Origin of the sequence: Marinicellulosiphila megalodicopiae, assembly GCF_045862395.1 — a bacterium.
GTDB classification, from domain to species: domain Bacteria; phylum Pseudomonadota; class Gammaproteobacteria; order Pseudomonadales; family Natronospirillaceae; genus Marinicellulosiphila; species Marinicellulosiphila megalodicopiae.
Map to the genome: position 1 here is coordinate 570,506 of NZ_AP023087.1, position 15,449 is coordinate 585,954.

The 15,449-nt window shown below is 38.3% G+C and carries 10 protein-coding genes; 3 read left to right on the forward strand and 7 right to left on the reverse strand.

The features are described from left to right. Nucleotides 1-22 precede the first annotated feature (22 nt). The 3 genes from TYM08_RS02330 to TYM08_RS02340 are packed head-to-tail and all read right to left on the reverse strand — an operon-like array spanning nt 23 to nt 3,084. Complete coding sequence (locus TYM08_RS02330; protein ID WP_422381366.1) at nt 23-946, reverse strand: ATP-grasp fold amidoligase family protein; 924 nt, start codon at nt 944-946, stop codon at nt 23-25. After that, nucleotides 943-2,061: a glycosyltransferase gene (locus TYM08_RS02335; RefSeq protein WP_422381367.1), complete on the reverse strand. Its 1,119-nt coding sequence runs from the start codon at nt 2,059-2,061 to the stop codon at nt 943-945. Before TYM08_RS02335 ends, TYM08_RS02330 begins: the two co-directional genes overlap by 4 nt. 12 nt (nt 2,062-2,073) lie before the next feature. Further along, nucleotides 2,074-3,084 (reverse strand): NAD-dependent epimerase, encoded by a 1,011-nt coding sequence (locus TYM08_RS02340; protein ID WP_422381368.1) that lies wholly within the window; start codon nt 3,082-3,084, stop codon nt 2,074-2,076. Between the two features lie 587 nt (nt 3,085-3,671). Between TYM08_RS02340 and TYM08_RS02345 the strand changes: the two genes are divergently transcribed. The 3 genes from TYM08_RS02345 to TYM08_RS02355 all read left to right on the forward strand — a co-directional run bounded on the left by TYM08_RS02345 (nt 3,672) and on the right by TYM08_RS02355 (nt 6,425). Continuing rightward, on the forward strand, nt 3,672-4,346 hold the full coding sequence (locus TYM08_RS02345) for a transglutaminase-like cysteine peptidase (protein ID WP_422382805.1): 675 nt from the start codon (nt 3,672-3,674) through the stop codon (nt 4,344-4,346). A gap of 592 nt (nt 4,347-4,938) precedes the next feature. Beyond that, nucleotides 4,939-5,295, forward strand: a complete 357-nt coding sequence (locus TYM08_RS02350) for a MerR family transcriptional regulator (protein ID WP_422381369.1) — start codon at nt 4,939-4,941, stop codon at nt 5,293-5,295. Between the two features lie 170 nt (nt 5,296-5,465). Next, on the forward strand, nt 5,466-6,425 hold the full coding sequence (locus TYM08_RS02355; RefSeq protein ID WP_422381370.1) for an MBL fold metallo-hydrolase: 960 nt from the start codon (nt 5,466-5,468) through the stop codon (nt 6,423-6,425). Nucleotides 6,426-6,951: 526 nt separating this feature from the next. Here the strand turns inward: TYM08_RS02355 and map are convergent. The 4 genes from map to TYM08_RS02375 form a co-directional block, all read right to left on the reverse strand. Further along, entirely contained in the window at nt 6,952-7,725 is a 774-nt protein-coding gene (map, locus tag TYM08_RS02360) for a type I methionyl aminopeptidase (protein WP_422381371.1), read from the reverse strand. Next, nucleotides 7,718-7,927 carry a ParD-like family protein gene (locus tag TYM08_RS02365; protein ID WP_422381372.1) on the reverse strand — a complete coding sequence of 70 codons (210 nt, stop codon included), beginning with the start codon at nt 7,925-7,927 and terminating at the stop codon, nt 7,718-7,720. Before TYM08_RS02365 ends, map begins: the two co-directional genes overlap by 8 nt. Nucleotides 7,928-8,955: 1,028 nt before the next feature. Further along, nucleotides 8,956-12,375 (reverse strand): carbohydrate-binding protein, encoded by a 3,420-nt coding sequence (locus TYM08_RS02370; protein ID WP_422381373.1) that lies wholly within the window; start codon nt 12,373-12,375, stop codon nt 8,956-8,958. After that, entirely contained in the window at nt 12,375-15,416 is a 3,042-nt protein-coding gene (locus tag TYM08_RS02375) for a hypothetical protein (RefSeq protein ID WP_422381374.1), read from the reverse strand. Before TYM08_RS02375 ends, TYM08_RS02370 begins: the two co-directional genes overlap by 1 nt. Nucleotides 15,417-15,449 lie beyond the last annotated feature (33 nt).

Consider the following 15,449-nt stretch of genomic DNA (forward strand, 5'->3'; position numbering starts at 1 on the left):
GGGGTATTTATGAAAATACAATTTACATTGTGGTAGATTGATATTTGGTTTGTTTTTGTTGTTTATGTGTTGCTTTTGATTTTGATTTTGGATAATCCCAGTAATCACCTAACATAAAGTCGTATTTTTTATCGCAGTAAGGCTCAAAACCAGAACCAGGGGCAAAGGTTAATTCGCCAAAATATATTTGACCATCTACGTTGTATAAATCTACTCTGACGTAATCAAAATCTTCGGCTAATTTTTTCACTAAACTTAGCATCTGTTGATAATTAGCTACCTCTTTTAATTCTTTGAAATAGTTTTTCTCGCAGCTCCATGTAAAAGGGAGGATGTTTAGTTCTTCATCGTAATAGGTTCTACTGTGTTCGTCAGTAAAACGGTCATAGTCTACGTTTAAAATTATTTTTTGTTTGCCATTTTTTGTATAGACGTGAAATTTAAAATCTTTAGGCACGCCACCGTCTTTGCCTTTTAGCATTTTTTCGACAATGATTTTAGGTTCTATTTTTGAATACCAAGGCTCGGTGACTTGCTTGCCAAAATCATGAGCTAAGGATCGGTCTAGTATTTGTTTGATTTGTTGGTAATTATTCGTTTTATTTTTATCAACTACGCATAATCCACCTGAGTCGTGTGTGGTTTTCACAACATAATCACTTTCAATACTCTTTAATGTGCTAATTGAAATATTATCGCCACTATATAGCAATGGAATTAGATATTGTTCACCAATTTTATCTTTTACGTATTGTCTAACTAATAATTTGTCCGAACATAAAGTGAATAATGGATTGTTGTCATACAGCTTACGATGTTGGATTTTTTCGTTAAATCCTTTTGGATTTTTTAATGATAAAAAATATCCCACTCTTACTCTAAAATTTAAGTAAACTTGCCATTTGTTTGGTAGTTTTGTTACTGCAAGCTTTAACAGTTCTTTCATTTTACGATTCCCTCGTTGTAACATTTGTTAATATAGTTTTGTAATTCAGCTTCAAATCTTTCTCTTGAAAACTGCAATGCGTGTTCAGATATTTGTTTAGGCGAATCTAATGTTGTTTGCGATTCGAACAACTCAATCGCCTCTAGCATTGATTCAACAGTTTGATGTTTGAAATGTATTCCCGTTTTTTGATCAATTACGGTGTCTAATAATCCGCCTTTGCCAAAACCAATAACAGGTGTGCCACATGCCTGAGCCTCAACGGGTACAATACCAAAGTCTTCTTCGGCGGCATAAATAAAGGCTTTTGCTTTTTGAATATATTTAATAAGATCTTGGTACTTGGCAAAACCAATCATTTCTATATTGTCTTTGGCTTTACTTTTTATCGTTTCAAATTCAGGGCCGCTGCCTACTACGATTAATTTTTTATCAGGTAATTGGTTAAATGTATCTACGATTAAACCAACTTTTTTATAAGGTACTAATCGACAACAAGTAACGTAATAATCTTCTTTATTTTCTTCTAATTTAAAATCACTGGTATCAACAGGTGGAAAAATTATGTTTGAATCACGTCGATAGAATTTTTTAATACGTCTAGATATAAAACTTGAGTTAGATATAAAGTAATCGACGGCAAAAGAAGAGCGCACATCAAAATCACGTATGCGATTTAAAAATAAACGCGCTAGCATTGATTTTAGACCCTTTTCAATGCCACTTTCTTTTAAATATTGAGATTGCAAATCCCATGCGTAACGCACTGGAGAGTGACAATAAGAAATATGGGTTTGATCAGGGCCAGTTAAAACACCTTTTGCTACGCAATAAGAGCTACTAATAATTAAGTCGTATTCACTTAAGTCTAATTGTTGAATTGCTAATGGCATTAAAGGTAAATAGGTTTTGTACTTTTTCACACCAAAGGGTAAACGCTGGATAAAAGTAGAAGTGACAGGTTTATTTATACCCAGAGTCGAAAGTTCATCCTTTGACATTGCGCAAACCACTGTAAATACATCTGCATCTGGATAAATATTCATTATGGATTTTAATACTTTTTCGGCACCGCCAAAGTCAATTAGCCAGTCGTGTATTACTGCTACTTTCATTATTAGTTGTTCCTATTTATTATTATATTCTTTAAACCAACCAACAAACTGGTCAATACCATACTGCAAATCAGTCTTTGGCTTGTAATCCACAATCTTCTCTAAATCAGACACATCAGCAAAGGTTCTCACCACATCACCGTCTTGCATCGGCATGTAATTTTTAACGGCTTTTTTATCTAACGCATTCTCGATGCAATTAATAAACGTTTCTAATTCAACAGGTTGGTTATTACCAATGTTGAAAATCTTATAAAGAGGCGAGCCCTCGATCACTGACTCTTTATCAGATAACGCTGAAGGCTCTGGCTTTGATGGAATGATATTTTGAATACGAATTACACCTTCAACGATGTCGTCTATGTATGTAAAGTCGCGTTGCATTTTGCCGTGGTTAAATACTTTAATTTCACGGTCGTTTGCTACGGCGTCTGTGAATAAGAACGGCGCCATGTCAGGTCTGCCCCAAGGGCCATAAACCGTGAAAAAACGTAAACCCGTAGTTGGTATGTTATATAGATGGCTATATGAGTGAGCCATTAATTCGTTGGATTTTTTGGTGGCGGCGTATAACGACACTGGGTGATCAACGGCGTCGTCCGTTGAAAACGGCACTTTTTTGTTTGCGCCATAAACTGAGCTTGATGATGCGTAGACTAAATGACCCACTTTATTATGGCGACAGCCTTCAAGGATGTTTGCAAAGCCCACTATATTTGAATCAATATAAGCCATTGGGTTTTCAATTGAATAACGCACACCTGCTTGCGCGGCTAAATGAATCACTCGGTCAAATTGCTGTTCGGCAAATAATGCAGGCATGGCAATACGGTCTGAAATATCCATTTTGATAAACGTGAAGTTTTCAAAATGTTCGATGCGTTTTAGACGAGCTAATTTTAAATTAGGATCGTAGTAGTCGTTTAGGTTGTCGATGCCGATTACGTCATGGCCTTCGTTGCATAAGCGCTCTGCTACAAAGTTACCGATAAAACCGGCGACGCCAGTGACTAAATATTTCACTATTTAATTCCTACTTTTTTGAAAATAAAGCCAAGGCTAAATCTTTGGATTGAGAGTGTAATTTGAATTTTCTATGAAGCGTTTTTTGTTTTACATTCCAATAACATCAAAAAAACTAAAACAAACTTGCAAAATTTTAAATCTGTACTATATGTGCAAAAAAACAGCGCCATGCTACGGAATACTGCGATGTGAGTCAAATTTAGATTGTAACGAAATGAAACATTTGCCTAGGGCGTGAGGTTGGGTTTTGTTATTTGGGGTCAATGGTTTTGTTTCTAATGGTGTTTGATTTTTTAGGGTGGTGTAAGGAAGGTGTAAAAGGTTGGTTTGTACCATTGTACAAATCGGTTGATGCCTAGTGATAAGAAGGTGCTGGCTTCGTATTGGATCGAACAACTAGCCCGCTGGCCAGTAAAGTGGGTGTCACTTTAGGCTTGGTTAGTTTTTCGGAATAAATCCCGAACCTACAGGTTGGTTTGTTCGGGGTTGGATTTGTAAGCAAATGTTGCTTGTCTCGCTATTTAGTCGTGCTGTTCTATAGTGAAAACAAAGGGATCTGTTTGAGGTTGTACCCTGTGTTTGTTATGTCTAGTGTCGTTCGTCTATTTTGGCTTGGTGTGTTGTTTGTCAGCTGTTTGCTCGGGTTGGCTCGGGCAACAACTGATTTGTCTTTGTCTGCTGTGTTTACTTCTGTGTTTTATCAAAATCAATCTGACACCTATGGCGAACGCTCCCGTGTTATTTTGTCGGGTTGGGAGTCGATGTTAAATGAGTCTTTATTAATAGACGAGCTTGAACAGTTGGTTCGCTCTAATTCTTATGCCAATCAACAGGTGCAATACGCTACGGATCCTAACCATTGGAAGGTAAATGATTATTGGGCAACGCCTGTTGAGTCGCTGGTTACCGGTAAAGGCGATTGTGAAGATTACGCGATTTTAAAATACATGAGTTTAAGGGCAATGGGCGTCGCTGAGGATAAACTGCGTTTAATGTATGTACGCGCATTGGATTATGACGAGCCGCACATGGTGTTGATTTATTATGAACAACCCAATGAATTTCCGTTGGTGTTGGATAATTTAAAATCAGAGATATTACCTGCCAACGAGCGGTTAGACTTAAAGCCGATTTATTCATTTAACACACAGGGGTTGTGGCTAGCCAAAGCCACCGCACAGGGTAACAAAATTAGGGATAATAGTGGGTCAAAAAGCTGGGAGCAGATGGTGCAAAAGATTCAGCAAGAGCGGATTTAGTGGGTTGTGTTGGGTGGTTTTGTTGTTGTCATAAACAAGCTCTATCCAGACACCCTAAATAAAGCATTTCTGTAGGTGCGTGATTCATTGCGCGGTTTTGATTTTTAAAGGATTTGGATAGTTTATTCGGAACGATTGCACGCTCTCGGCTTTGGCATCCCTGCGTCGCTCTAACACCTAAGTCCATTTAGGCGCGCACAATTCTAATTAGTCACATCCCTGTGACGATAAATCCCGAACCTACAGGGTGGATTGTTCAGGATTTGGTTTGTTTTTTCGGAATGAATCCCGAACCTACAGGATTTGGATAGTTTTTCGGAATGAATCCCGAACCTACAGGGTGGATTGTTCAGGATTTGGTTTGTTTTTCGGAATGAATCCCGAACCTACAGGGTGGATTGTTCAGGATTTGGTTTGTTTTTCGGAATGAATCCCGAACCTACAGGATTTGGTTGTTCAGGAATGTTCAGTTGGGAATTAAGAAAAAACCCTAGTTGTTTAGAGTTTCTTAAACGATAAGCGTCATTCAAATGTTTATGCCACCATGATAATATTTGTTTTTAAATATTCAACAAATAGAAAATAACTAGACATGAAAATAAGTGAACTTGCTAATCGTACAAATGTATCGGTGCGTACTATTCGCCATTATGAACAGATTGGTTTAATACCCTTAGCTCAGCGAAAGGGGAGTTATCGTGATTTTATTGAAGATCATGTTAAACAAATTGAGTTTATTAAACGTTGCAAAATTTTAGGTTTTAGTCTGGCTGAAATTTTGGAATTTATGCCTATTTATGAATTTCCTCGCGAACAGCGCTGCCATAAAAGTCTTGATTTTATTGCTGATAAAAAAACTCAGCTGCTTGAACAGATTTCTCAAATTCAGCAAAAAGTCGACAAGCTCAATCAGCTACAGCAAAATATTAATCAATTAATTCAGTCTTAGGAGACTCTGAACAACTAAGAAAAAAATTTAGTTATTCAGAGTCTCCCTTAAAATAAATACGTTAAACGATGGAATATTGTTTATCTAAATTTGTGTAACTATTTTGCTTGACCCTGACCTATACGTCATAGTTTATGCTTAAGGAAGCTATTTACTTAAGCGATATCATCATGGCAATAACATTACCTAAAATCTTAAAAAAAATTCTAATAACCTGTTTAGCGATTGCATTAATCTTGTTGAGTGTTGGTATTTATTTTTGGCCAACCAATCCACAGATTTCTGCTTTTTTGCTTACCAAGCAAACGCAATTAAATTGGCAACAAATATTTAAGACAAATACAAACCAAGCAAAACTCACGCTTCGTACATTGCAAGTGGGGCAGATTCAGATGGATCGAAACATATTATTGCAAAGTCATAATTTTAAAGATGACTGGGAAGGGCGGTATGATTCACTTGATGTGTTTAGTCATGTGATAGAACACCCCACTGAGGGATTGTTTTTAGTGGATGTGGGATTTGCTAAAGAGTTTAAAACATCAACAGATGGTAATTACAATTGGCTAATGCGAACTATGGCGAGCTCAAGTGGTATTAAAAATGATCTTGATGTTTCAATTAATGAACAGTTAGATATTAATCAGATTCAAAGTGAAAAAATTAAAGCGGTGTTTATGACTCATTTTCATCCAGATCACAGCTCTGCATTAAGTGATTTGCCAGAGTATATAAATGTGATCGCCGATCAACGCGAATATAATTTATTAAGCAATTTAATCAATAATGCATTTTTGCAAAATCGTACTTGGCAATATCTCGATTTTGAATTTAGTCAAACTATTGCCCCGTTTCAGCAAGTCATTGATGTGTTTTCTGATCAATCATTTTTTGCTATTTCCACCGTAGGCCATACAGCAGGGCATGTGTCTTATTTATTGAATACTACTGATGGTTGGATATTATTGGCAGGGGATGCCACACATTTTTCGTTTGGATTTGAAAATAATATTGCACCTGCGGCCATTGGCAAATCATTACAAAAACAGGCTGTAGAATCATTAAATGCCATTAAACAATTTAAGCAGCAATATTCTTTTATTAAAATAATATACGGTCACGAAAAGTGAAGTAAAGTAAAAAATCGAAGCGGGAAAAACATTCGCTTTACCATTATTTTTTACGATTTAAAAAAGCACAGAAGCAAAAATACTAGTTAATAAAACAAGCTCTATCCAGACACCCTAAATAAAGCATTTCTGTAGGTGCGTGATTCATTGCGCAAAAGAAAGCTCTATCAATACACATTAAATAAAGAGCATTTAAAGGATTTGGTTAGTTTTTCGGAATGAATCCCGAACCTACAGGGTGGATTTGTTTTTCGGAACGATTGCACGCTCTCGGCTTTGGCATCCCTGCGTCGCTCTAACGCCTAAGTTTATTTAGGCGCGCACAATTCTAATTAGTCACATCCCTGTGACGATAAATCCCGACCCTACAATGTTGGAAATAATCTTTCTGTAGGTGCGTGATTCATTACGCAAAAGAAAGCTCTACTATCCAGACGCACTACATAAAGAACCGTGGTTCGTAAAGTGGGCATCTCTTTTAGGCACTTCTCTTTTAGGCATTAATACAGTGGGTCACTATTTTTATTCAGATCACTTCATTTTCGCGTAAAGTTAATACCTTATAACCATCTTGGGTCACTGCAACGGTATGCTCCCATTGGGCAGATAACTTTTTATCTTTTGTGATAACGGTCCAGCCATCTTTTTTTACTTTACATTGCCGTTTACCCATATTGATCATTGGTTCAATGGTAAACACCATACCTTCTTTTAAAATTAAACCCGTATTTTTTCGTCCAAAATGTAAAACTTGAGGCGCTTCATGCATTTGTTCGCCAATGCCATGTCCACAATATTCTTGAACTACCGAATAATTATGCGTCTGAGCATGGCTTTGAATGGCATGACCAATATCCCCTAATCGAACTCCTGGTTTGACAAGTTGAATGGCTTTGCACATAGCTTGATACGTAACGGCTACTAATTTTTTGGCATGTGGTGAGACTTCGCCGATCAAATAAGTTGTGCTTGAATCTGCAATGTAACCGTTTTTTTCAAGAGTAATATCAATATTTACAATGTCGCCATTTTTTAACAAAACATGTTCATTAGGCATGCCATGACAAACTTCTTCGTTGATTGATGCATTTAACACAAATGGAAAATCGTACTGACCTTTACTTGCTGGGCGGGCTTTTAAATCATTAACAATAAATCCTTCTACTTTATTATTGATGTCCATAGTAGATATGCCTGCAGTAATATAACCGTCTAACATTTTAAAAACGCGAGCGAGTAATTGACCAGATTGATGCATAAGCTCAATCTGTTTTTCATTTTTTAAAATAATGCTATTCATTTACTAGCTCTTTGAGTGTCTTATTATTAGTTGATAACAACAGTTTTCGTGTCAGCTCGTTATAAGTTAGGTTTGGATGTATTTCCGCCATCATGCCGATTTTAATCCAAAATTCTGCCTGCGCATTAATTGAACGAGACATAACCGCGCTAGATTCACGAATGTCCTCATGCAACGCTTCGCTAATTTTTACAATACCCATGAACTTCTCTTTAAATTATTGAATATATGAATGGTATATTAAATATATACGTAATGTATATAGTTTATATAAAGAAAGTGAAGTAGAGAGATTGAGAATTGTCAAATAAATTGTCCACATAAACTGTGGATAACTGTGTTTGTAACAAGTTTTTAAAACCATTCATTACTTTCGCAGAAGCGTAAATGCATTTGGATGAATTATGATCATCTAAGTGAAAGTGGTTATACATCAATAGTTGTGTCGTTTTTGAATGTTAAATTGAGCGCATGTTTGCAATGACATGTAACTTAACATAGGTAGTGTTTGATCAATGTTAGATTTAGTTTGGGTGTATGTCCTGATGTTGCTCTGATGTTGCTTAGGGGCTTTTCTATATGATTATCACTTTTAGGCATTTATCAAGACACACTAAATAAAGTCCTACTAAATAAAGTCCTAAGTAAAGAGCATTTAAAGGATTTGGTTAGTTCTTTCGGAATAAATCCCGAACCTACAATGTTGGAAATAATCTTTCTGTAGGTGCGTGATTCATTACGCAAAAGAAAGCTCAATCAATACACATTAAATAAAGAGCATTTAAAGGGCTTGGTTTGTTTTTTCGGAATGAATCCCAAACCTACAATGTTGGAAATAATCTTTCTGTAGGAGCTCAATCAAGACACACTAAATAAGAGCATTTAAAGAATTTGGTTAGTTCTTTCGGAATAAATCCCGAACCTACAATGTTGGAAATAATCTTTCTGTAGGTGCGTGATTCATTACGCAAAAGAAAGCTCAATCAATACACATTAAATAAAGAGCATTTAAAGGGCTTGGTTTGTTTTTCGGAACGATTGCACGCTCTCGGCTTTGGCATCCCTGCGTCGCTCTAACGCCTAAGTCCATTTAGGCGCGCACAATTCTAATTAGTCACATCCCTGTGACGATAAATCCCGAACCTACAGGTATGCGCATATTTTACATTGTAGGGTCGGGATTCTTTGTGAGTTTTCAATCAATTAGTCACAACCTCTGTGACGATGAATCTATTTTTTTCTCCCCCATCTTATTACTACTAACATTATTGCTAATAACCATGCAGGGAAACTGCCCGATTTTTTGTCGGTTGATGCTGCGCTTGGTGACTGTTGTAGGTTAGTTTGGGTTTGGGTTGAGGTATTAACTGTTGTGTGCGTTGCGGTTTGTGTGTTTTGCTCTGTAGTGGTTTGTGTTTGAGTATTTTCATCGGTAAATGTGTCTGTTTCGATGACTGTGTCGGTAGTAGTAATAGTTTGAGTTGTAGTTTGGGTTGTAGTTTGAGTTGTAGTTTGGGTTGTAGTTTGAGTTGTAGTTTGAGTTGTAGTTTGAGTGTCATCAATTATAAATGTTATGTTGTCTATATTTGCCACAAAAGATTGATCCGCAGAGAGACCAATTAAATAAATATCTTGCCCGTTAATATCAACGCTTTGATTCAGTGTGTTGGTTATTTCAACATACTGTTGCCAATCACCTGTATCACTTAAATTAAACGTCGTTAACAACTCGCCAGTTGCGCTACCCAATCTTAATTCGATGCTGTTTCCTGCTGCTGGTACGGCAAAGTTAAGTTTAATTGCGGCAACTTTTCCTAGAGTTTTGTTTTTGTAAATCAGTTGTTCTTGATGATTAAAATAACCAATGGTTGTGCCGTTATTTTCTAAGGTAACGTCACCGACTGCTTCATCAAAACTTTCAGCTTGTAAGATAATCTGATTGTCAGTTTGGGTTCCAGTTGCAGTTATTGTATTGGTTGCGGACTCTGTATTGGTTGCGGACTCTGTATTGGTTGAAGACTCTGTAGCAGTTGAGGACTCTGTAGCAGTTGAGGACTCTGTAGCAGTTGCAGTTTGAGTAACTGTCTGAGTTTGCGTGTCTTGTACTTCGCAACCATTTTGTAAATCTGGCACAAACACAAATATTTTGCGTACCATACTGTGATTATCTGAATCGGTTACTTTAAACTCAACTTCATTCATTCCACAATTGGTTGCTTTTATTGAAGCGGTGTTACCAGAAATTTGCACCATCGCTTGATTGGCCGACTGTACTATATAATTTGGATTTTTGTTAAAACCTGCAAAAAAATCGTTTAAATTTAATTGTGTCGTGGCATTTAAATCCATTTGGAAATGTGGCGTGGCCATGTAATGCAAATAGTTTTCTAAGTTGGTATATCGGTCACCATCTAGATCACCATTGGTATCAGAGTAATCACCGCTTGCTGAATTTGGATTTAAATTATAAAACACTTCCCAAATATTTGGTAAGCCGTCACCGTCGCTATCGAAATCATTTGCACGTTGCACAAACGGATAATTTTCATAGCCGCCTACATCGTTTTCATGATCGGGTAATCCGGGATAACCTGACACACTGCCTTTGTATTGATAGGTGCCGTTTAAGGTTTCATTGATAATGCGTTTATCGTGATCATCGATCATTGGCATGTTCATGCCAACATCAGATAATACGATTTTGTAAGCATGTTCTGCAGTTTGAATCTCTGCATAAGATGGGAAAAACGGCTGATCCACCCAAGGGTTGTAATTAACCGGTAGGGTATTGCCATCATTAATATAATTACTGGCACTTAAAGTTTGCCCTTGGTTTGGTCCCTGAAAAATATAGTGGGTAGAGGTTCGTCCTTTATTAGTATCACTTGCCGAGAAATGTCCAGGCATCACATTACCTGAATAATAGTAGCGCTGTGATCCACCAAAATTGTCTTCAAAGTCTGCTTTTAACGCATGAAATACTCTTGATGCGGCGCCGGGTTTATAATAATTATTTACAAAATTTACTTCATGCGCGCCACCATCTGTGGTGCGACCGCGCCAGTTGTAAACCACGTTATTAAAAAGATCTAATTGCCCTGCAAATTCATTACTGCCATTTAGGCCGCCACCCATTGATACATTTCGCCCTTCGTTATGAGCGAATAAATTATGATGGATACTGGCAACTGCACCACCGACTGTTGCGGCGTAACCGTGAGCGGTTCCTACTGGGTAATTTTGGTGATTGGCAATATTTAACGCTTCGGAAATCAGCGTTTTTTGTAAAGTCACATTTTTGGCATTACGCGATGAAAACGCTTCATCAATCGACCAGCTCACTGAAATGTGATCCATAATCGAATGATTCGCCCCGGCCATACCTGTGCCGTCTTGTGTTTTTCCACCACCAATACGAATACGAAATTGCTGCCAAATTACGTCATCGCTGCCCATTCCAAATGGCGCACCTGAAACCGTTATGCCTTTGCCCGGTGCAGTTTGTCCTGCAATGGTGACAAATTTATCACCAAGAGATAAACGACTTTCTAATTTAATGCGACCTGCAACATCAAACACAATGGTTCTTGGGCCAATGTCTGTTTCAATGGCTTCACGCAAACTGCCGGGGCCACTGTCGTTTAAATTAGTGACATGCACAACTTTGCCGCCACGACCTCCAATTGCAAAACGCCCGTAACCTTCAGCGCCAGGAAAAGCTAATTGACGCGGTCTAAATTGCCACACGTCACCAGTAAATACATTGCCTTGACTGTCGACTTCATCCACGCGCCAAAAATAATTTTGAAAACTGTTTAGATCTTCAATCGTTAGATTTGAACTGTTTGTTTCAGTGACATAACCTGCTGTATTACCATTTATCAAATCGTTTTCATCGATGCTGAAATACACACGATGGCTGACAGCATTTGCCGATGAATCCCAACTTAAATTCACTTGGCCGTTATTCGATTCAACATGCAAATCTTGATGCAACGGCACTGGATTTTTAGCTAAATCGTCCACGTTTGTGGTGTTTAATTCAAAACCATTTAACGTGACGTTTTTGTATGATTTACCAACATTGGTTTTCGCTTTAATTTGTATTTTGCTTGTGCCAGTGCTGTTAAAAGTGACATAAGCAGTTGTGGCGTCTGCATTATTAGCAACACGAACAGTCGGCTGCACGTTGGCCACTATTAATTTGTCATCCACATAAATATCCACTGGTGCAATGTCGTTTGCAGCAACAGAATCTACGACACTCAAATATAATAAAACACTGTTTTTACCTGAATTTAAATTGGTTAATGTCATGATGACACTCGCACCATCGTTGCCTTCTTCGACAATCAAACCGTCGCCAGCTAAGCGCACATAATACGGACTTGACACATAGGTTTTATACCATGATGACCTAACACCTACGCCACCGGTGCTGGTGAATGTCACGCCCACTTCTGAAAAACTTTTACTGATGCTGGTCGCGCCATCGACTGGCCAAGGTAAAAAATCGATTTCGTTTACTTCAGTTTCACTGCGGCCGGCTTGGTTTAAATCCACTTTAAATTGTGGCGTTTGTGCTGCACTGCCTACTGCAACAAATAAAAGAGATAAAGGCATCAACGAGTTTATTATTGTTTTTTTCATTATTTCACCAAGCTATTGATGTATTCTTCGATGTTAACCCAACCATCGCCGTCGATGTCTGTCATTGCATCAGCAGGGTTGTTTGGATTTAAGCCGTTTGCTAATTCCCAGCTGTCTGCCATGCCATCGTTGTCACTGTCCGTTGGTAATGTACCTGTAGGAATGACACCCACATTATTGGTTAAGCCAAGCTCTGTTTCATTTGAAATGGTTTTACCGGTTGTGCCCCAGCTTAATACTTCGTTGATGACATATTGGTCTGGTTCGTCGCGCCATTTCGATGCTCCTGCGTTTGCAATCACATAATCAAATGCTTGTTGTGCACTTAAAATCGTGACATCAGGAAATTCTATAGAAGGGGTATCTTCATGCCATGTGACACTGCCGTAATCGCCTTTACCTAATAAACGCCCGTTTTGTACGCCGTCACGATTGCTGTCATACCAGTTATCTTTTGCGTACATATTGTAAGCAGGTCCGGGGCTGCCTAATGTGCTGCTGCCTTTTTCGGGCCCTGAAATATAATAGTTACCCACCATATATCCATCACTGCGACCGGTTGTATCCCCTAAAATGTATCCAGAAGCCACCCAGTTATAAACAACGTTATTGACCCACTGTAATGTGCCGCGTGCTTTTGGATTACGTGAATTATTATCGATCCATAAATTACGAATCACTGATGTTCCCGTGTTAGCTAACAAACCTCCTGTTGAGTGGGTTTGTAAACCTTGTGCAACAATCGAATCTTGTAAACTGATGTTATAAAGCGTGGCGCCAGATGAGGTATTTAAGTCAAAGTTTGCATCGCGCCCCCAGCTTAAACTCATGTGATCCAACATCATGTCATGGCCGTTGGCGGCGGCTAATGTGTCTTTGCCCGATGTGCCGATTCTGCCCATGCGAATACGACAATAACGAATAATTAAGTTATGCGCACCAGACATGGATGTCCCGTTTCCATAAATTGTTATGCCGCCACCTGGAGCCGTTTGACAGGCAATGGTTTGGTTTTGCTTGAACACTAGTCGCTCTGAAATTTTAATCACACCTGAGACATCAAACACCACAATACGATTAGGCTGACTGATGGCATCACGCAGAGAACCTGCGCCTGAATCATTTAAATTGGTGACATGCACCACTTCACCAAAACGACCACCCACTGCAAATCGACCTAGACCTTGCGCCCCTGGAAACGCTAATGTTTTGCCACTTGGATCAGGTACGTTGACGTCATCGTCATCATTGTCATCAACAACAGGCATGTTTTTGTTTTCGCCAGTTGTGTTGCAATCAGAATACACAGGATTTAAAAACCAACGCTGAGTTTGTTCGTCTGCAAATGTTTTTAAACTTAAAACATCTCCACTGCTTGTGCCGGATGCAGTGACACTTAAATTTGTACCTTTAGCAATTAATCGAAATGGGCCACCTGCTGCATTTTGGATTAAATCAAAGTGCGCGGGTTCTGTACTTAATTCTAAGTTTGCATTAACAGAGCTTTGCCCATTAGCAAAATTTAAATATAAATCGGAATGTTCAGGCTTAATGATCCAATCAAAATCATCGACCATTTCGAGCAAAAATATTTGATGTTTGCCACCTGAAAAATTCCAAATTCCCATTTGAGCGCCAGCCACATTTGCCGCAGATGGCGTATCAAAAGCTGGGCCGCCTTGGGCTAATTGTATGTGATAACTTAAACCGTTTTGTGGTTGGTCAATGCATTGATGTGCGAAAGGTTCAATGACGGTTTTGTCTTTTGAAATTAACTCAGGCACTGGTGTGTTAATTTCAATATTGGTTTCAATTAACTGTGGCTGTCCTGTTGTACAGGTGTTTTCTGTTGGATTAAAAAACCATCGACCTTGGCTTGTTTGATCGTCGCGAGTTTGAATAACTGGCGAGCCTTGATCGGCACTTTCAACGGATACGGTTAGCCCGCTTTGTGCAGCTACAATTTTAAATGGTTGGTTTTGATGGTCGCGTTGTACATAAAATCCAACAGAGTTATTTTGTTGCTCTAATTGAATGCCACCCACTAATAATTCATCGCGCACGGCAATGGGTAAATCAGAATGGCTTGGGTAAAACTGCCATAAATTATCGTTAATTTTTTCTGCACGATATATTTGATCGGCATTATTTAAGGTTTCCCAAATCACTAAATCGGCACCAGCATTTAAACTGCCCTCAGCAATACCCCAACCTAATGCGTTGTTGGCATTAATGATTGAATATTCACTGCCTGATTGCGGTTCATCTAAACAATAAGCATATTCTGGTTGCGCACAAGGCGGCATTAATACATCAATTAACTCACCATCGGCTTCAATAACCACTTCATCAATGTTTGCTAAACCTGTTGCGTTTAAAGCGCTGATGGTTAAATCGTGATTGCCCGCTGATAACGTTTCATTAAATACAATCGTTTGTATTTGCCAATTATCCCAAGTGTTTGTGCTAACAAAGTCGGCAGTTTGAGCATTTTGATCAAGTGTTACGGTTGCACTTCGACCTGTTGCGGTTGCATGTGCGTAACGAATTTTAATGGTTAACTGATTAATAGTTTCGCTTGTAAAACTCCAAGTAAAACTGGCACCGACTTCGTTTGCGCTGTTTAATGCCACGCCATTATTTGGCGAGTATTGGTATTCAAATAAATTTTGATAATCACAAGCTAATAAGTTGCGTTCGTCTAATAGAAGGGTTGTATTGATTTCTACATCGGTTTGAGTTTGCGTATTTGTTTGTGACTGGGTTTGAGTTTGAGTTTCAGTTTCAGTTTGCGTGATGGTATCTGTTGCAGTTTGTGTGATGGTATTTGTCAGTGTTTCATTTTGTGTGTCTGTTTCACTTTGTGTCTGACTTTCGGTTTGGTTTTGTGTGTTAGTAATTGTATTCGTATCACTTTGCGTCGCCAAACTTGTATTGGTTTGAGTATCATTTACTTCTGAAAATGGCGTTGTGTCGGGCGTTGTGTCACAGGCATTTAATAATATTCCTGAGGCAAGGCCAATTAATAATTTTGTTTTCATGTTTAACCTATTTTTTAATTAATTTTTAAAAGG